The organism is Longimicrobium sp. (genome assembly GCA_036389795.1).
Classification (GTDB): Bacteria; Gemmatimonadota; Gemmatimonadetes; order Longimicrobiales; family Longimicrobiaceae; genus Longimicrobium.
Genome location: DASVWD010000258.1, coordinates 1 through 17840 on the forward strand (window position 1 = coordinate 1; position 17840 = coordinate 17840).

14 protein-coding genes and 1 pseudogene are annotated in these 17840 nt (G+C 70.9%); 4 read left to right on the forward strand and 11 right to left on the reverse strand.

The features are described 5' to 3' along the window. Window positions 1–328: 328 nt before the first annotated feature. Window positions 329–796, reverse strand: a complete 468-nt coding sequence (locus VF746_29755) for a hypothetical protein (GenBank protein HEX8696641.1) — start codon at window positions 794–796, stop codon at window positions 329–331. A 241-nt stretch (window positions 797–1037) separates the two neighbouring features. Here VF746_29755 and VF746_29760 point away from each other — a divergent pair, with 241 nt between their 5' ends. The 4 genes from VF746_29760 to VF746_29775 all read left to right on the forward strand — a co-directional run bounded on the left by VF746_29760 (window position 1038) and on the right by VF746_29775 (window position 4188). After that, window positions 1038–1544: an RNA polymerase sigma factor gene (locus VF746_29760; protein HEX8696642.1), complete on the forward strand. Its 507-nt coding sequence runs from the start codon at window positions 1038–1040 to the stop codon at window positions 1542–1544. Beyond that, entirely contained in the window at window positions 1541–2170 is a 630-nt protein-coding gene (locus tag VF746_29765) for a zf-HC2 domain-containing protein (protein ID HEX8696643.1), read from the forward strand. The genes VF746_29760 and VF746_29765 overlap by 4 nt, the downstream gene beginning before the upstream one ends. Window positions 2171–2172: 2 nt before the next feature. Continuing rightward, window positions 2173–3045, forward strand: coding sequence for a DUF4097 family beta strand repeat-containing protein (locus VF746_29770; GenBank protein HEX8696644.1), 873 nt, complete (start codon window positions 2173–2175; stop codon window positions 3043–3045). Window positions 3046–3153: 108 nt separating this feature from the next. After that, window positions 3154–4188 (forward strand): kelch repeat-containing protein, encoded by a 1035-nt coding sequence (locus VF746_29775; protein HEX8696645.1) that lies wholly within the window; start codon window positions 3154–3156, stop codon window positions 4186–4188. Between the two features lie 81 nt (window positions 4189–4269). Here the strand turns inward: VF746_29775 and rpoC are convergent, their stop codons facing one another. From rpoC to tuf, 10 genes and pseudogenes are all read right to left on the reverse strand, one after another. Further along, on the reverse strand, window positions 4270–8490 hold the full coding sequence (gene rpoC, locus VF746_29780; protein ID HEX8696646.1) for a DNA-directed RNA polymerase subunit beta': 4221 nt from the start codon (window positions 8488–8490) through the stop codon (window positions 4270–4272). A 158-nt stretch (window positions 8491–8648) separates the two neighbouring features. Then, window positions 8649–13979 (reverse strand): annotated as a pseudogene (locus tag VF746_29785) (DNA-directed RNA polymerase subunit beta). 247 nt (window positions 13980–14226) lie between these two features. Further along, a complete protein-coding gene (gene rplL / locus VF746_29790) occupies window positions 14227–14622 on the reverse strand; it encodes a 50S ribosomal protein L7/L12 (GenBank protein HEX8696647.1) in 396 nt (131 codons plus the stop codon). A 59-nt stretch (window positions 14623–14681) separates the two neighbouring features. After that, a complete protein-coding gene (gene rplJ, locus VF746_29795) occupies window positions 14682–15212 on the reverse strand; it encodes a 50S ribosomal protein L10 (GenBank protein HEX8696648.1) in 531 nt (176 codons plus the stop codon). Between the two features lie 4 nt (window positions 15213–15216). Further along, complete coding sequence (gene rplA / locus VF746_29800; protein ID HEX8696649.1) at window positions 15217–15912, reverse strand: 50S ribosomal protein L1; 696 nt, start codon at window positions 15910–15912, stop codon at window positions 15217–15219. Between the two features lie 215 nt (window positions 15913–16127). Beyond that, window positions 16128–16553, reverse strand: coding sequence for a 50S ribosomal protein L11 (gene rplK, locus VF746_29805; GenBank protein ID HEX8696650.1), 426 nt, complete (start codon window positions 16551–16553; stop codon window positions 16128–16130). 46 nt (window positions 16554–16599) lie between these two features. After that, on the reverse strand, window positions 16600–17148 hold the full coding sequence (nusG, locus tag VF746_29810; GenBank protein ID HEX8696651.1) for a transcription termination/antitermination protein NusG: 549 nt from the start codon (window positions 17146–17148) through the stop codon (window positions 16600–16602). 5 nt (window positions 17149–17153) lie between these two features. After that, the gene (gene secE / locus VF746_29815; protein HEX8696652.1) at window positions 17154–17366 is read right to left on the reverse strand and encodes a preprotein translocase subunit SecE; all 213 of its coding nucleotides are present in this window, start codon (window positions 17364–17366) and stop codon (window positions 17154–17156) included. An 84-nt stretch (window positions 17367–17450) separates the two neighbouring features. Next, window positions 17451–17600 (reverse strand): 50S ribosomal protein L33, encoded by a 150-nt coding sequence (gene rpmG, locus VF746_29820; GenBank protein ID HEX8696653.1) that lies wholly within the window; start codon window positions 17598–17600, stop codon window positions 17451–17453. A gap of 92 nt (window positions 17601–17692) precedes the next feature. Beyond that, a partial coding sequence (tuf, locus tag VF746_29825) for an elongation factor Tu (GenBank protein HEX8696654.1) occupies window positions 17693–17840 on the reverse strand: 148 nt, incomplete at its 5' end.

The window sequence follows — 17840 nt, forward strand, 5'->3', positions numbered from 1 at the left end:
AGCGGCCGACCGGTATGGCGGCAACGGGGGGCCACAGGGCAGAATTGGGCAGTCTGCCCCCGGGGATGATTTGCCCGGATCGCCCGGAGCTTGACAACGGTGGCCTCATAGAAGGGATGCGCGCCCGACAGGGCCGGGACGCCGCCGCCACAGGGGGTATCGTGGCGGCGGTGGCCCGGCGCCGTTGGGCCACGTTGTTTGTGGCCCTACGGCGCGCGCAGCCCGGCCCGGAGCGCAGCGGAGGGACACGCCCAAATGCAGTGCGAAGTGCGAAGTGCGAAGTGCGAAAGTACGAGACAGGAGCGCCCCGGCTCACGCACTCACGCACTCACGCGTCCCGCCGCAGCCCCACCGCCGTCAGCCGCCGCTGGCGCCTCTGCACCCAGAGGGCGTTAGCGGCGGTGGCGGCGAAAGCGAGGGGGTAGACGAAGGCCATCAAGAGGACCGTTCCCGGAGTCTCGCCATCCCACCGGCCGTGCCGCTGCAGGTAGTCGATGCGCGCGTCTGCCATCACCACCCACTGGAAGTACGAGCAGGCGACGAAGAACAGCAGCGGCGACCAGAGCAGCAGCGCCCGCTTCCATCCCAGGTGCTCGCGCCAGAGCACGGCGCGGTCTCCCAGCCACAGCAGCAGCAGCGCCGCGGCGTACTTGGCCCAGCCGAGCACGCGGTAGACGGTGTCGAACTCGCGCACGGCGGCCTCGGAGTACGGCCCGGCCAGTGCATTGATGCCGATCAGCACCAGCGCGGCGACGCCGATCGACAGCAGGATCGCCGCGAGCACGAAGGATCTCATCAGGCGTGTGGAGTGGAGGCGTGGGGCGAGGCGCGGAGGGAGCGGAGCCGCCGGCACCCAATCTAGGATTCGCGCGGCACCGCGCCAGCATCGCGTCCGGTTCCCCCACGCCGATTCCGCCGAATCGAACCTCCCAGCGCGCGGCGGCATCCCAATCGCGCAACGGAAGAGCGCCGCCGCAACCGGAGCCGGCCTGCTTGTGGATGCACCCGTGCTCGCGCCGCGAGCCGTACCCCTGGCGATGACGACCCGCGACGCGGAAGCCGAGCCGCAGCGCGCCTTCGACCGGCTCTACGAGCAGCACGCCGGGCGGGTGTACGGCCTCTGCCTGCACATGAGCGGCGACCCGGCCGAGGCGGAGACGCTCACGCAGGACGTGTTCGTGCGGGCCTGGACGCGGCTGGCGAGCTTCCGCGGAGACAGCGCGTTCGGCTCGTGGCTGTACCGGCTGGCGGTGAACGTGGTGCTGGAGACGCGCCGCTCCGAGGCCCGGCGCGCCGCCCGCGACCGGCTGGCGGCAGGCCCGGGCCTGGAGCCCGCCGCCCAGCGCGCCCCGGTGGACGAGCGGCTGGACCTGGAGCGCGCCATCGCCACGCTGCCCAGGAAGGCGCGGCTGGTGCTCCTGCTGCACGACGTGGAGGGCTACCCGCAGGCCGAGATCGCGGAGATGACGGGGATCGCCGTGGGGACGGTGAAGTCGCAGCTCCACCGCGCCCGCAGGCTGCTGAGGGAGAGACTGGAACGATGACGCCGCACCTTTCGGAAGCCACGCTGAACGACTACGTGGACGGCCTCCTCCCCGAGGCCGAGCGCGCCGCGGCGGAGGCGCACCTGGCCGCCTGCGGGCGCTGCCGCGCGGAGGAGACGGCGCTGCGCGGGCTGGTCCGCCGCCTGGGCGGGCTCCCCGCGGAGGTCGCTCCCCCACGCGACCTGCGGCCGGAGATCGCCGCCCGCGCCGCGGCGGGAGAGGCGAGCGTGCGGCCGCGGCTCCCCCGCTGGGCCCCGCTGGCGGCGGCGGCCGTGCTGGTGCTCGGCCTCTCGCTTCCGCTGTACGAGACGTGGAGACCAGGTCAGGGCGATGCGTCCACCGCGAGCGCCGACCCGGCCGTGATCGAGTTCCACGAGGCCGAGAAGCGCTACGCCGGTGCGCTCGCGGAGCTGGAGGCGGAGCTGAGCGCGCTGCGCCCGGAGCTGCCTCCCCGCGCCGCGGCGCTGCTGGACGCGAACCTGGTCGTCGTCGACCGGGCGCTGGACGAGTACCGGCGCGCGCTCCCGGCGTACGGCCCCGACCCCGAGCTGGCGCGGCTGACGCTGGCCGCCTACGAGCGCAAGCTGGAGCTGCTGCGCGGCACCCTCAACGCCGCCGAGAGCTGACCGTGACCACCGCCCGCGCCCTCGCCTGCCTGGCCGCGCTCGCCCTGGCCGCCGCGCCGCTCGCCGCCCAGCAGCAGCGGGTCCAGGCGGGCCGCCGCCTCGATCCCACCGGACTGGTGCGCGTGTGGAACGAGGAAGGGTCGCTCCGGATCGTGGGGTGGGACCGCGACAGCGTGGCGGTGACGGGGACGGTGCCGCGCGGCAAGGAGTTCCAGGTGGGCGGCACCAGCGCGGGGGTGAAGATCACCGTCGACCACGCGGAGTCGACCGACACCGCCCACCTGGAGGTCCGCGTTCCCCGGCGCAGCCAGGTGTGGGTGAAGACGGCCGGGAGCCGGGTGAGCGTGTCCGGGCTGGCCGGCAACCTGGACGTGTACTCGGTGACCGGGCCGATCACCGTGAACGGGGCGCTCACCGCCGTCACCCTGGAGTCGATGGGCGGCGAGGTGAGCGTGGGCGGCTCGGCCGTGTCGCTGCGGGTGAAGACGGCCAGCGGCGCCGTCCGCCTCTCCGGCCGCGCCGACGACGCGGTGGCGACCACGGTGAGCGGCCCCGTGCGCCTGGAGGGCGTGCGCTTCCGCCGCGCCCGCGTGGAGTCGGTGGACGGCGACCTCCGCTACGCCGCGCCCGTCCCGGCGGGGAGCTCGCTCGAGCTCACCACGCACGGCGGCGGGGTGGAGATGGTGCTGCCGCGCGGCACCGCGGCGGAGCTCAACGCCAGCACGTTCGAGGGCGTGATCCGCAGCGCGCTCCCCGGCTCGCCTTCCCCCCGTCCCAAGGGCAAGGGGTACATCCTCGGCTTCACGCTCGGCAGGGGCGGCTCGCAGATCACCATCCGGAGCTTTCGCGGCGCGGTGACGCTCCGGCATCCCTGAAACCGCGCACTTCCAGGGGAGAAGACGATGAACACCCGGTTGAGATCTCTTGGCGTAATTTTCTGCGGCGCGATCACCGTCGCGGCCGTCCGCGACGCGGAGGGGGCGATGAAGCCCCACGTCGCCGAAGTCGCCCGGATGGGCGCGGCGCGCGCGGCGCACACGGCCACGCTGCTCGGCGACGGGCGGGTGCTGGTCGCGGGCGGCTGCACGGTCGACGGCTGCGAGATGGCGGCGGCGGGCGCCACGGCCGAGCTGTACGATCCCCGCGCGCGCCGGTTCACCCCCGCGGGGCGGATGTCGGCCAGGCGCGGCGGCCACACCGCCACCCGGCTGGCGGACGGGACGGTGCTGCTGGCCGGCGGGTGGGACGGCGGCCGCCAGCTCGCCACCGCCGAGCTGTACGACCCGCGCACGGGCCGCTTCACGGCGACGGGCTCGCTCGCCCGCGCCCGCGGCGGCCACACCGCCACGCTCCTCCCCGACGGCCGCGTGCTGATCGCCGGCGGCGACGGCGGAGTGCGCGAGGTCGAAGTCTACGATCCGCGGACGCGCTCCTTCCGGACGGTGGGATCGCTGCGGGAGCCCCGTTCCGCGCACGCGGCGTCACTGCTGGCGAACGGGCGCGTCCTGCTCACGGGCGGCAGCGTCCGCCGCGGCACGGTGGTCTCCTCGGCCGAGGTGTTCGATCCGCGGACGGGAAGATCGACGGCGACGGGGGAGATGACGCGCGTCCGGCACAGGCACGCCGCGGCGGCGCTCCCGGACGGCCGCGTGCTGGTGCTCGGCGGCTCCGACCACCGCGACTGGCGCGGCCGCTGCGCCACCGCCGAGGTGTACGACCCCGCCACCGGCCGCTTCACCCGCGTCAGCGACCTGCGCACGGCGCGCTTCAAGCTGGCGAACGCGGTGGTGCCGCTGGCGAACGGGACGGTGCTGGTGGCCGGCGGCGGCGAAACGGTCGAGGCGTTCTCCCCGCCGCGCGGCGAGTTCTTCACCGCGCACGGCAGCCTGGGCGCCGCCCGCCAGTTCTCCACCGCCACCGCCCTCGCCGACGGCAGCGTGCTCATCGTCGGCGGCTACGACGAGCGCGTCCGCCCCACCGCCACGGCGTGGCTGTACAGCGGCGCTCGGCCGTCGTGATCGACACCGACGCGAAGCGGCCCCGGGCGCGGATGCGCCCGGGGCCACTTGCGTCGGTCCGGCTGAAGTGCCGCTCTCAGTCTACGCCTCCACCACCGCCGCCTCGCTGGCCGCGGCGATCTCGGCGCCCACCTCGACCGGCTCCTCCGCCGGCTCGGGCCCGAACTCCACGTCGTTGTACCGGTAGATGCCGGTGCCCGCCGGGATCAGGTGCCCGATGATGATGTTCTCCTTCAGCCCCTGCAGGTTGTCGCGCGCGCCGCGGATGGCGGCGTCGGTGAGCACCCGCGTGGTCTCCTGGAAGCTCGCCGCGCTGATGAAGCTCTGCGTGGTGAGCGACGCCTTGGTGATCCCCAGCAGGAGCGGCTCCGAAGTGGCCGGCGCCTTCCCCGCCCCCAGCGCCTCCTGGTTGGTGTCCAGGAACACCGTGCGGTCCACCGTCTCGCCCTCCAGGAACTCCGTCTCGCCGGGCTCCATCACCCGCACCTTCTGGAGCATCTGGCGGATGATCACGCCGATGTGCTTGTCGTTGATCTTCACGCCCTGCAGGCGGTAGACCTCCTGCACCTCGTTCAGCAGGTACTGCTGCACGGCGGCCGGGCCCTTGATCCGCAGGATGTCGTGCGGGTTCACCGGGCCCTCGCTGAGCCGGTCGCCCGCGCGCACGAAGTCGCCCTCGTGCACGCGCAGGTGCTTGCCCACCGGCACCTCGTAGACGCGCTCGTTGCCGGCCTCCGGGATCACCAGCACCTCGCGCTTGCCGCGCTTGATGTCGCCGAAGCGCACGGTGCCGTCGATCTCGGTGATCACCGCCGGGTCCTTCGGCCGCCGCGCCTCGAACAGCTCGGCGATGCGCGGGAGGCCGCCGGTGATGTCGCGCGTCTTGTACGCCTCGCGCGCGATCTTGGCGAGCGTCGCGCCGGGCTCGATCTTCTCGGCGTCGCGCACCGTGAGCTGCGCGCCGACGGGCACGATGAACTCGCGCAGCTTCACGCCGTTCTCGCCCATGATCTCGATCATCGGGTGCAGCTTCTTGCTGCGGTCCTCGATGATCACCATCTGGCGGCGGCCCGTGCTCTCGTCCAGCTCCTCGCGCACCGTCTCCTCGTCGACGATGTCGAGGAAGCGCACCGTGCCGCCGAAGTCGGCCACGATCGGCTCCGAGTACGGGTCCCACGAGAACAGGGTATCCCCGACGGCGATCTTGTCCCCGTCCGCCACCGAGATGGTGGCGCCGTAGGGAACGGCCAGGCGGCTCCGCACCGCGCCCTCGGCCGTGCGCATGATGATCTCGCCCTCGCGGCTGGTGACGATCCGCGCGCCCTCGGGCGTCTGCACGCTGGTGATGCGCTCGAACTGCGCCACCCCCTCCACCTTGCTCTTGCGCTGCGTGGTGGCCGCGATGCGGGCCGCCGTGCCGCCGATGTGGAAGGTGCGCAGCGTCAGCTGGGTGCCCGGCTCGCCGATCGACTGCGCGGCCAGGATCCCCACCGCCTCGCCCTGGTCCACCATCCCCATGGTGGCCAGGTTGCGCCCGTAGCACTTGCGGCAGAGCCCGCGGCGGCTCTCGCAGGTGAGCACCGAGCGGATCTTCACCGTCTGGATCCCGGCGTCCTCGATGTTGACGGCGATCTCCTCGTTGATCAGCTCGCCCGCCTCGACCAGCATCTCCTTGTCGATCGGGTCGAAGACGTCGTCGGCCGCCACCGAGCCCACGATGCGGTCCATGAGCGGCTCGACCACGTCTTCGCCCTCCTTGAGCGCGCTCACCTCGAGGCCCAGCACCGTGCCGCAGTCGTCCTCGGTGATGGTGACGTCCTGGGCCACGTCCACCAGGCGGCGCGTCAGGTACCCGGCGTCGGCCGTCTTCAGCGCCGTGTCGGCCAGGCCCTTGCGCGCGCCGTGCGTGGAGATGAAGTACTCCAGCACGGTGAGCCCCTCGCGGAAGTTCGACTTGATCGGGCTCTCGATGATCTCGCCGATCCCGCCGGTCAGCTTCTTCTGGGGCTTGGCCATCAGCCCGCGCATCCCGGCCAGCTGCCGCATCTGGTCGCGGGAGCCGCGGGCGCCCGAGTTCATCATCATGTAGACGGGGTTGAACCCGCCGCGGCTCACCTTGAGGCGGGCCACCATGGCGTCGGCCACGTCGTTGTTGGCGTGCGTCCAGGTGTCGATCACCTTGTTGTAGCGCTCGCCGTTGCTGATCACGCCGTTGTTGTAGGCGCGGGTGAAGCGGGCCACGTCCTCCTCGGCCTCGCGCAGGATGCCGTCCTTGTCGGCCGGGATCTCCATGTCCTCGATCCCCACCGACACGCCGCCCAGCGTGGAGTAGCGGAAGCCGAACGCCTTCAGGTCGTCCAGGAACACGGTCGTCCGGGCGAGGCCCACGGTGCGGTAGGCGCTGAAGATGACGTCGCCCAGCTCCTTCTTCCCCATGGTGCGGTTCCAGAAGCCCATCTCGGCCGGGACCACGGAGTTGAAGATCACCCGCCCCGCCGTGGTGCGGATCCAGCCGGGCTTGCGGGCCTCGCCCTCCTCCAGCTCGGCCGCGGGGCGCGGGTCGGTCCAGAAGTAGATCGGCGAGTGGTAGCCGAGCACCCGGTGCGCCAGCGCGAGCTCCACCTCGGCCACCGTGCCGAAGCGGCGCAGCACCCGGGCCGGGTCGCGCTCGGCCTGCGGCTTCTTCTGCTCCTCCAGGTCGGCCTCGAAGGCGCCCTTGTGCGCGGGCGTCTCGTGGGTCAGCCAGTAGCACCCGATCACGATGTCCTGGCTGGGCGCCGCGATCGGCCGGCCGTTGGACGGCAGCAGGATGTTGTTCGACGACAGCATGAGGACGCGGGCCTCGAGCTGCGCCTCGAACGAGAGCGGCACGTGCACGGCCATCTGGTCGCCGTCGAAGTCGGCGTTGAAGGCGGCGCACACCAGCGGGTGGATGCGGATCGCCTTCCCCTCCACCAGCACCGGCTCGAACGCCTGGATCCCCAGGCGGTGCAGCGTGGGCGCGCGGTTCAGCAGCACGGGGTGGTCGCGGATGATGTCCTCGAGCACCTCGTACACGCGCGGGTCGTCGCGCTCCACGATCTTCTTGGCGCGCTTGACCGTCTCGGCCTCGCCGCGCTTCTCCAGCTCGTGGATGATGAAGGGCTTGAAGAGCTCCACCGCCATCGCCTTGGGCAGCCCGCACTGGTGCAGCTTGAGCTCCGGGCCCACCACGATCACCGAGCGGCCCGAGTAGTCCACGCGCTTGCCCAGCAGGTTCTGGCGGAAGCGCCCCTGCTTGCCCTTGAGCATGTCGGAGAGCGACTTGAGCGGGCGCTTGCCGCGGCCGCGGATCGCCTTGCTGCGCCGGCCGTTGTCGAAGAGCGCGTCGACGGCCTCCTGCAGCATGCGCTTCTCGTTGCGCAGGATGACCTCGGGCGCGCGCATCTCCATCAGCTTCTTGAGCCGGTTGTTGCGGTTGATGACGCGCCGGTACAGGTCGTTCAGGTCGCTGGTGGCGAAGCGGCCGCCGTCGAGCGGCACCAGCGGGCGCAGGTCGGGCGGGATGACCGGGATCACGTCCATGATCATCCACTCCGGCTTGTTGCGCTCCGCGGGCGTGCTCCCCGAGCCGCGGATGGCGTCGATGACCTTGAGCCGCTTCAGCACCATCTTCTTGCGGTGCTGGCTGGTCTCGTTGGCCACCTGCGTGCGCAGGCTCTCGGCCAGCTCGTCCACGTCGATCTGGCGCAGGAGGTTCCTGACCGCCTCGGCGCCGATCTCGGCCTTGAACTCGGCGTCGCCCTCCTCGCGGGCCTTGTCGCGCAGGGCCAGGTACTCGTCCTCGTCCAGGATCTGCGAGTGCTTGACCTCCTGGGCGCCCACGGCGGTGACCACGTAGGTGGCGTAGTAGATCACCTTCTCCAGGTCGCGCAGCGTCATCCCCAGCAGGTAGCCCATCTGCGAGGGGAGCGTCTTGAACATCCAGATGTGCGCCACCGGCACGGCCAGCTCGATGTGGCCCATGCGCTCGCGCCGCACCTTGGAGAGCGTGACCTCCACGCCGCACTTGTCGCAGACGTGGCCGCGGAAGCGGATGCGCTTGAACTTGCCGCAGTGGCACTCCCAGTCCTTGACGGGACCGAAGATGCGCTCGCAGAACAGCCCGTCGCGCTCCGGCTTGAAGGAGCGGTAGTTGATCGTCTCCGGCTTGGTGACCTCGCCGAAGCTCCAGCCGCGGATCTCCTCGGGCGAGGCGATCTTCACCTGGATGAAGTTGAAGTCCTGAGAGCGGGTCTCGCGGACGCGGGGGAAGTCGATCATGGGTCCCCTTGCTCTATCTAAGTGGTCCCCGGCCGGCGGTGGCTCGGGTCGGCTTCTCGTTCCAACGGCAGTGCGTTAGTCCTTAGTGCTTAGTCCTTAGTTCAACTAAAACACTAAGGACTAAGGACTAAGGACTAAGCACTTTCGCACTAACTCCCCAGCGTGACCGAAATTCCCAGCGCCTGCAGCTCCTTCACCAGCACGTTGAAGGACTCCGGCAGGCCGGGCTCGGGGAGGTTCTCGCCCTTGACGATCGCCTCGTACACGCGGCTGCGGCCGTTGACGTCGTCGCTCTTCACGGTCAGGATCTCCTGCAGCGTGTGCGCGGCGCCGTACGCCTCCAGCGCCCACACCTCCATCTCGCCGAAGCGCTGCCCGCCGAACTGCGCCTTGCCGGCCAGCGGCTGCTGCGTGACCAGCGAGTACGGCCCGATGCTGCGGGCGTGGATCTTGTCGTCGACCAGGTGGCTGAGCTTGAGCATGTAGATCTCGCCCACCGTCACCGGGCTCTCGAACTGGTTGCCGCTGCGCCCGTCGCGCAGCCGCACCTTGCCGCCCGGCGTGAGCCCGGCGGCGGCCATGTGCTCCTCGAGCGCGGCGTTCAGCGACCCGGCAGGGGCCGCGCCCTTCTTCTTCCCGCCGCCGCCCTCCAGCGCCGCCGCGGCCGGGAAGAGCTCCTCGAAGGGGCGCTCCTTCTGCGCGGCGATCTCGCGCCCGGCGGCCGTCAGGTAGTCGCGCAGCCGCCCCAGCTTGGCCCCGGCCTCGCCGGCCGCGGCCGCCACGGCGCCCCCCAGCAGGGTGTCGAGCGCGCGGCCGATCCCCGCCTCGGGGCGCGGCTCGGCGCTGACCGACTCCTGCACCCCCTTCACCGCCTCCACCAGCGCGCGCAGGTCCTCCAGGGTGAAGGCCGGGGGCCGGGCCTCGACGCCCAGCGCCTGGGCGGCCCAGCCGGCGCCCGCCAGGCGGATCAGCACGCCGATCTCGTCCTCGGTGGCGCCCTGGAACACCGGGGTCTTGGCCTCGAAGCCCAGCACCCGCGCGGCCCACCCCAGGTGGGTCTCCAGGATCTGCCCCACGTTCATGCGGCTGGGCACGCCCAGCGGGTTCAGGCACACGTCCACGGGGCGCCCGTCGGGGAGGAACGGCATGTCCTCCTCGGGGACGATGCGGGCGATGATCCCCTTGTTCCCGTGGCGGCCCGCCATCTTGTCGCCCACCGAGATCTTGCGCTTCTCGGCCAGGTACACCTTCACCAGCTGCACCACCCCCGGCGGGAGCTCGTCGGGCTGGAAGACCTTGTCGATCTGCGTCTCGGTCTTCTGGCGCACCCGCTCGATGCGGCGCTTGCTCTCGTCGATCAGGCGGCGCAGCTGCTCGTTGGTGGAGCGCTCCGTCACCTTGAGCGTGGTGAGGTCCACCTCGTTCAGGTCCAGCTCCTCCACCACCTGCTCGGTGAGCACGGTCCCCTCGTTGAAGAACGGCTCGACGGTCCCCTTCTTCAGGAAGAGGGCGACCTCCTTGCCGCGGATCAGGTCGCGGATCTCCTCGTCGCGCGCCTCGGCGATGCGCTGGATCTCGGTGCGCTCGAAGGTGCGCAGCTCGCCGATCTTCTGGCCGCGCTCCTTCTCCAGGATCGGGTCGTCGATGCGGCGCGAGAAGATCTTCACGTCGATCACCGTACCCTCCACCCCCGGCGGCACCTTCAGCGAGGAGTCCTTCACGTCCTTCGCCTTCTCGCCGAAGATCGCCGTGAGCAGCTTCTCCTCGGGCGAGAGCTCGGTCTCGCCCTTGGGGGTGATCTTCCCCACCAGGATGTCGCCGGCCTTCACCCGCGCGCCGATCCGCACCACGCCGCGCTCGTCCAGGTCGACGAGGCTCTCCTCGGCCACGTTCGGGATCTCGCGCGTGATCTCCTCCATCCCGCGCTTGGTGTCGCGCACCTGGAGCTCCAGCTCCTGGATGTGGATGGAGGTGTACACGTCGTCCTTCACCAGGCGCTCGGACAGCACGATGGCGTCCTCGAAGTTGTGGCCGTACCAGGGCATGAACGCCACCAGCAGGTTGCGCCCGAGCGCGAGCTCCCCGCCGTCGGTGCTGGCGCCGTCGGCCAGCACGTCGCCCTTCTCCACCACCTGGCCCACCTTCACCAGCGGCCGCTGGTTGAGCGCGGTGTCCTGGTTGGTGCGCCAGTACTTCTTCAGCCGGTAGCGGTCGAACTGGGCCAGGCGCCGGAGCGGCTCGTCGCCGGCCGCCGCGCCCGCCGTCCCCGCGTCCACCAGGATGTGGTCGGCGGTGACCTCCTTGACCACGCCGCCGCGCCGGGCCGCCACCACGGCGCCCGAGTCGACCGCGATCACGTGCTCGAGCCCGGTGCCCACCACGGGGGCCTCGGGGAAGAGGAGCGGCACCGCCTGGCGCTGCATGTTGGAGCCCATCAGCGCGCGGTTGGCGTCGTCGTGCTCCAGGAACGGGATCAGCGCCGCCGCCACCGACACCAGCTGGTCGGGGGCCACGTCCATGAAGTCGATCTCGTCCGGGCGCAGCAGCGGGAAGTCGCCCCGCTCGCGGCAGAGGATGAACTCGTTCTGGAAGCTCCCCTCGGGGGTGAGCAGCGCGTTGGCCTGCGCGATCCGGGCGTTCTCCTCCTCGTTGGCCGACAGCCACGCGGTGATGCGGGTGACCACCGGGGTCACGTGCGTGACCGCCGCCTGGGTGGAGAGCGCCACGCGCCCCACGTCGCCCTCGGGCAGGAGCGCCGGCACCCCCGACACGTAGTCGAGCGGCGCGGCGTCCGGCTCGCCGAACTCGGCCTCGGCGAGCCCCTCCATCTGCCGCGCGTGGAGCGCCTCGGCCACCTCGGCCGTGAGCACGGTCCCCGGCACCGCCAGCACGCCCGCGTTCTTCGGCGCGAAGACGCGCACCGGGAGCGACACGGGGTTGCGGATCGCCTCGGGCGCCACGCCGCGCGCGGCCGCCCCGGCGCGGCGCGACACCACGCGCACCAGGTTCACCGGCTGCGCGGCGATGCGCTCCGCCAGGTCCTCGGTCACCCGCTCGCCGCGCCGCGCCAGCACGGGCAGCGCGGCGAACGCCTGCTCCCAGTCGGACTGCGGCACCTCGCCGGCCAGCATGCGCGGGAAGAGGGCGCTCCAGTCGAAGACGTCCTCGGCCAGCTCGGCGCCCGCGATCATGGCGCGGAACACCTCGCGGCCGCGCTCGGCGTCGAGCTCCTCGCCCTTCTTGGCGAACACCTTCCCGCGCTCGCCCAGCACCAGGCGCACCGCCTCCTCCAGCTTCACCGTGGTGGGGTAGCGCAGCACGGCGCGCACCACCTTGCGGTAGGGCGTCTCGATGAAGCCCAGGTCGTTGATCCGCGAGTACGTGGTCAGCGAGTTGATCAGCCCGATGTTCGGCCCTTCCGGCGTCTCGATCGGGCACATGCGCCCGTAGTGCGAGTAGTGCACGTCGCGCACCTCGAAGCCGGCGCGCTCGCGCGTCAGGCCGCCCGGACCCAGCGCGGAGAGACGCCGCTTGTGCGTCATCTCGGCCAGCGGGTTGGTCTGGTCCATGAACTGGCTGAGCTGCGAGCTGCCGAAGAACTGCTGGATCACGGCCGAGACCGTGCGCGCGTTCACCAGGTCGTCGATGTTGATCTTGTCGGGGTCCGACACGATCGACATCCGCTCGCGCACCAGCCGCGCCATGCGCGACAGGCCCACCGAGAACTGGTTGGCGATCAGCTCGCCGACGCTGCGCACCCGGCGGTTGCCCAGGTGGTCGATGTCGTCGGTGTAGCCGCGCCCCTCGTGCAGCTCCACCAGGTTGAAGAGGATCGCCAGCACGTCCTGCGCGGTGAGCGCCGTCATCCCCCCCGGCGGCACCGAGAAGCCCAAGCTGCGGAAGGCGTCGGCCAGGCGCTGGTTGATCTTGTAGCGCCCCACGCGGCCCAGGTCGTAGCGCTTGTTGAGCGTCTCCTCCAGGTACTCGCTGTAGTCGCTCCGGGCCGTCACCGTCCCGCCGTCGGCCAGGTCGCCGCTGACCACGAGCGAGGCGCGCGGCTGGAAGAGGAGGCGCCAGACCTGGCTGTAGACCTGCACCACGCGGTTCAGCTCGTACACCAGCACGCGGCTCGGGCGGCCCGCCTTCTCGGCGCGCTCCTCGCGGTAGCTCTCCCACACGTAGCGGATCCCGCGCTCCTGCGCGTAGCGGAGCATGCGCTCCTCGGCCGAGCGCTGCGCCTCGCGCGAGTTGGGGTCGGTCGGCGCCGCGTCGCGCTCGCTCCAGGCGCGCAGGAAGTCGCCGATGTGCATGATCCCCGTGCCCGCCTCGAAGAACTCCTCCTCGGTCCACACGTCGGGCGCGGGGGCCGTCCCCGGGCGCACCAGGTTGTGGATGGCGAAGAGCGAGTCGAGCGTGCCGCGCGTGGGGTCCTTGGCCAGCGTGGCCCGGAGCGCCGTCCCCGTCTGGGGGCCGGTGCGGAAGACGGCCACGCTCTCCACCCCGGCGCGCTGCAGCCGGCCGATCACCTCGGCGTTCAGCTCGTCGCCCGCGCGGGCCAGCATGGCGCCGGCCACCACGGGGACGGAGAAGACGCCGCCCTCGCGCATGGCGCGGTAGCGCTCCGGCGTGACGCGCAGCCCCCGCTCGAACACCTCGCCGGTGCCGGGGACCACCACGTCGCGGTAGAGCATGGGGCCTTCCGCGCCCAGCATGGCCGGGTCGGGGACGTCCTCGCCCAGGAAGCCGTGGAACACCTCGCCGCGGCGCCCCTCGCGCGTGCCCTCGGTCGCCAGCGTGGAGAGCGCCACGTTGTCGCGGCGGAAGAACACGCCCAGGATGTCGGCGTCGCGCGAGTAGCCCACCGCGCGCAGGAGCGCCGTGGCGGGGAACTTCTTCTTCTTGTCGATGTGCACCGCCACCACGTCGTGGATGTCGATGGTGAACTCGACCCACGAGCCGCGGAAGGGGATGATGCGGGCGCTGTACAGCTTGCTCCCGTTCGGGTGGATGTTCTCCTCGAACACCACGCCGGGGGAGCGGTGCAGCTGCGAGACGATCACGCGCTCGGCGCCGTTGATGATGAACGTGCCCAGGGGGGTGAGCACCGGCAGGTCCCCCAGGTACACTTCCTTCTCGATGATGTCCTTCGGACGGCGCTCGTCTCCCAGGTCCTCCCACACCACCAGCCGGAGCGTCGCCTTGAGCGGAGCGGCGTACGTCATGTCGCGCTCCATGCACTCCTCCATGTCGTACTTCGGCTCGCCCAGGGCGTAGCGTACGAACTCCAGGGAGAAGTTCCCGTTGACATCGGAGATGGGGAAGATCTCGTTGAAGACGCGCTCCAGCCCCACGTCCTCGCGCTCGCGCGCGGCCGCGTCGGTCTGCAGCAGCGTCTCGAACGCGCGGATCTGGACGTCCAGGAGGTTGGGAAGCTCCATCCCGGACGTGAGCCTGGCGAACGAGACGATCGGCTTATCCAGCGTTGCCAAGAGGGTCTCCCTTCGAGCGGCGTGAAACCATGAGCGGGCGGAAAGCGCAAACGACCCCGACCGGAAAACCCCGGCGGGGCGGCGTGCCGTCCGTCGATCTATTTTGAAGCGGCTGCGTCAGAGCCATGCAATGCTGTTTGGGCTGAAGTGGAACGGCCTTCGGGCGCGCCGCGCATCCGTCGCGGGGAGCGGCGCCCGCCCGGCCGGCGCGCCCCCTCGGGGGAGCGCCGGCCGGGAAGCGGTTCCGCTACTTCAGCTCGACGGCCGCGCCCTGCTCCTCGAGCTTGGCCTTGATCTGGTTGGCCTCCTCCTTGGAGACGCCCTCCTTGACCGGCTTGGGGGCGCCGTCCACCAGGTCCTTGGCCTCCTTGAGCCCCAGGCCGGTGATCTCGCGGACCACCTTGATGACCTGGATCTTCTTCTCGCCGGCCGCCTGCAGCACGACGGTGAACTCCGTCTGCTCCTCGACCGCCGGGGCGGCGCCGCGGGCGGCGTCGCCGCCGCCGGCGGCGGCGGCCACGGCCACCGGGGCCGCGGCGGTGACGCCGAACTTCTCCTCGAAGGCCTTCACCAGGTCCGCCAGCTCGAGGACGGTCAGGTTGCCGATCGCGTCGAGCAGCTCGTCACGGGAAAGGGTCGCCATTTCTCCAGACTCCTTGGTCTAACGTTACGTGTGCGAAATCGAGTTCGTGGGCCGCCGGCTCACGCCGCGGCGTTCTCCTTCTGCTGCCGGAGCGCGTCCAGCGTTCTGGCGAAGCGGGCCAGCATCTCGTTCATCCCGCCGGCCAGGCGGGCGAGCGGCGCGTTGAGCCCCCCGGCGAGCTGCGCCAGGAGCACCTCGCGCGGGGGGAGCTCGGCCAGGCGCCTGACCTGGTCGGGCCCGAACTCCCGCTTCTCGACCACGCCGACCTTCACGGCCGGGCGGTCGCCGAACTCGCGGGCGAAGTCGGTGAGCGCCTTGGCGGCCGCCACCGCGTCGTCGCGGCCGATCACCACCCCGGTGGGGCCGGTGAAGAAGCCCGCCACGTCGGGGACGTCGAGCCCCTCCAGCGCCCGCTGCGCCAGCGTGTTCTTCACGACCACGTAGTCCACGCCCTGCCTGCGCAGCCGGGCGCGGAACTGCGTCATCTGCTTCACGTTCAGACCCGTGAAGTCGGTCAGGTAGAACGCCCGCGCGCCCTCCAGCTTCTGCTGCAGCTCGCCGATGAAGGCGTCCTTCTCGGTTCTCTTCATCGCGTTAGCCCCTGCGGAAGAGGTTGGCGTCGACCGGCACGCCCGGACCCATGGTGCTGGAGACGGTCACCGCGCGGACGTAGGTCCCCTTGGCGGCGGCCGGCTTGGCGCGGATCACGGTGTCCATGAAGGCGTTCAGGTTCTCCTCCAGCTTCTCGGGCTCGAAGGAGACCTTGCCGATCGGAACGTGCACGTTCCCCGTCCGGTCGACGCGGAACTCGATCTTGCCGGCCTTGATCTCGCGCACGGCCCGGCCCACGTCCATGGTGACGGTGCCCGCCTTGGGCGTGGGCATGAGGCCGCGCGGGCCCAGGATGCGGCCCAGCTGGCCCACCTGGCCCATCGTGTCCGGCGTGGCGACCACGACGTCGAAGTCGAGCCACCCGTCCTTGATCTTCTGGACGTACTCGGTGCCGACGAAGTCGGCACCGGCTTCCTCCGCCTCGCGCGCCTTGTCGCCCTGGGCGATCACGAGCACGCGCGCGGTCTTCCCCGTGCCGTGGGGAAGGACGACCGCTCCGCGGACGATCTGGTCGGCGTGCCGGGGGTCCACGCCGAGCCGGACGGCGGCTTCCACCGTCTCGTCGAACTTGGCGTAGGAGAGCTCCTTGACCAGGCTCACCGCCTCGGCCGGTGCGAAGCTCGACCCCTGGGGCACACGCTTCTCCGCCTCGCGGAACTTCTTTCCGTGCTTGGGCATGTACTCCCTCCAGGCGATCTGGAACCTCGAGTCCTCCCGCCGCGCGTCGCCCGGCGCGCGGTGGTATGATGGACGGAAGCCTCGCCGGGTGACCTCGGGGTCACGGGAGGGCAGGAGCCCGCTCCCTGGAATCCGCGATCGAGACTTCGCTTCTCCTGCCTCCGACCCGGCCGCCCACTTCCGGCGGCCGGTCGTATCCTGCCCGGCGGGGCCCGTCAGTCGACGACCTCGATCCCCATCGAGCGCGCGGTGCCGGCGATCATGCGCATGGCGCCGTCGAGGTCGGCCGCGTTCAGGTCGGGCATCTTGGTCTCGGCGATCTGGCGGACCTGGTCGCGCGTGACGCTCCCCACCTTCTGCTTCTTCGACGAGGCCGAGCCCTTGTCCAGCCCGGCCGCCTTCTTCAGCAGGACCGCCGCGGGCGGGGTCTTGGTGATGAAGGTGAACGAGCGGTCGGCGTACACGGTGATCTCGACGGGGATGATCATCCCCGGCTGACCCTGCGTGCGCGCGTTGAACTGCTTGCAGAACTCCATGATGTTCACGCCGTGCTGGCCCAGCGCGGGGCCCACGGGGGGCGCCGGATTGGCGGCGCCGGCGGGAACCTGGAGCTTGATGAATCCGGTGACCTTCTTCGCCATGTCGCGACCTTAGCTTCCTGGAGTCCGCAGCCCGACGCGCGATGCGTCAGAAGCCGCGGAGCTGGGTGTAGTCGAGCTCGATGGAGGTGGGGCGCCCGAAGAGCGAGACCTCCACCTTCACCTTCCCCTTGTCGTGGTCGATCTCCTGCACGGTGCCGCTGAACTCCTTGAACGGCCCGTCGGTGACCTCCACCACCTGCCCGTGGGTGAAGGGGATCAGCACCACCGGCTCCTCGGGGGCCGGCGCCTCCGTCTCCTGCCCCAGGATCTTGGCCAGCTCGTCGTCGGTGAGCGGCTGGGGCTCGGTCCCCGAGCCCAGGAACTTCAGCACCCCCTGGATGCTGGAGATCAGGTGGGCGGTGCGCTGGTTGTAGACCATCTTCACCAGCACGTAGCCCGGGTACAGCTTCCGGGTGACGGTGACCCGCTTGCCGTTGCGGATCTCGACCACCTCCTGGGTGGGGACCATCACCTCCTGGATCTGCTTCTCCTCGGGCTCGCCCTGCTCCTCGTCGATCCGGCGCTGGATCAGCCGCTGGACCTTGTTCTCGTGCCCCGAGTAGCTCTGGATGGCGTACCACTTGGCGTCCGCCATGCGGCTCAGCCTCCCGCGAACAGCGAGGTGACGAGCGCCAGCACCGTGCGGATCCCGTAGTCCATCACGAAGATGACGAGCGACACCAGCAGCATGAACACCACGATCACGCCGGTGGAGCTCTTCAGCTGGGCCACGTCGGGCCAGGTCACCTTCTGTACCTGCTCGCGGACTTCGCGGAAGAAGTCCAGCGTGGTGGTGCGGGTCGTCTCAGCCATCGATCGGTCAACCAGGTGAAGCGTTCGTGGTTTCGGCTGCCCGGTCCGGCCGCGGACGAGCGGCGGCGGCCGGGCGGAAGACGCTTACTTGGTCTCCTTGTGCGGCTGATGCTTGTTGCACCGCGGGCAGTACTTGCGGTACTCGACCCGCTCGGGGTGCTTCCGCTTGTTCTTGGTGGTGTGGTAGTTCCTCTCCTTGCACTCGGTGCAGGCGAGGATGACCTTGTCGCGCATGGCTCTACCCTCTCGCTGAATTATCCGTCAGGCGGAGACGGCGGGCGGTGGGAAGGCGCGCCTCCCCACCGCCCGGGTCCGCCCGTGCACCCTCAGTCGACGATCTCGGTGACGACGCCCGCGCCCACGGTGCGGCCGCCCTCGCGGATGGCGAAGCGCAGCTCCTTCTCCATCGCGATCGGGGTGATCAGCTCCACCGTCATCTGCACGTTGTCGCCCGGCATCACCATCTCCACCCCC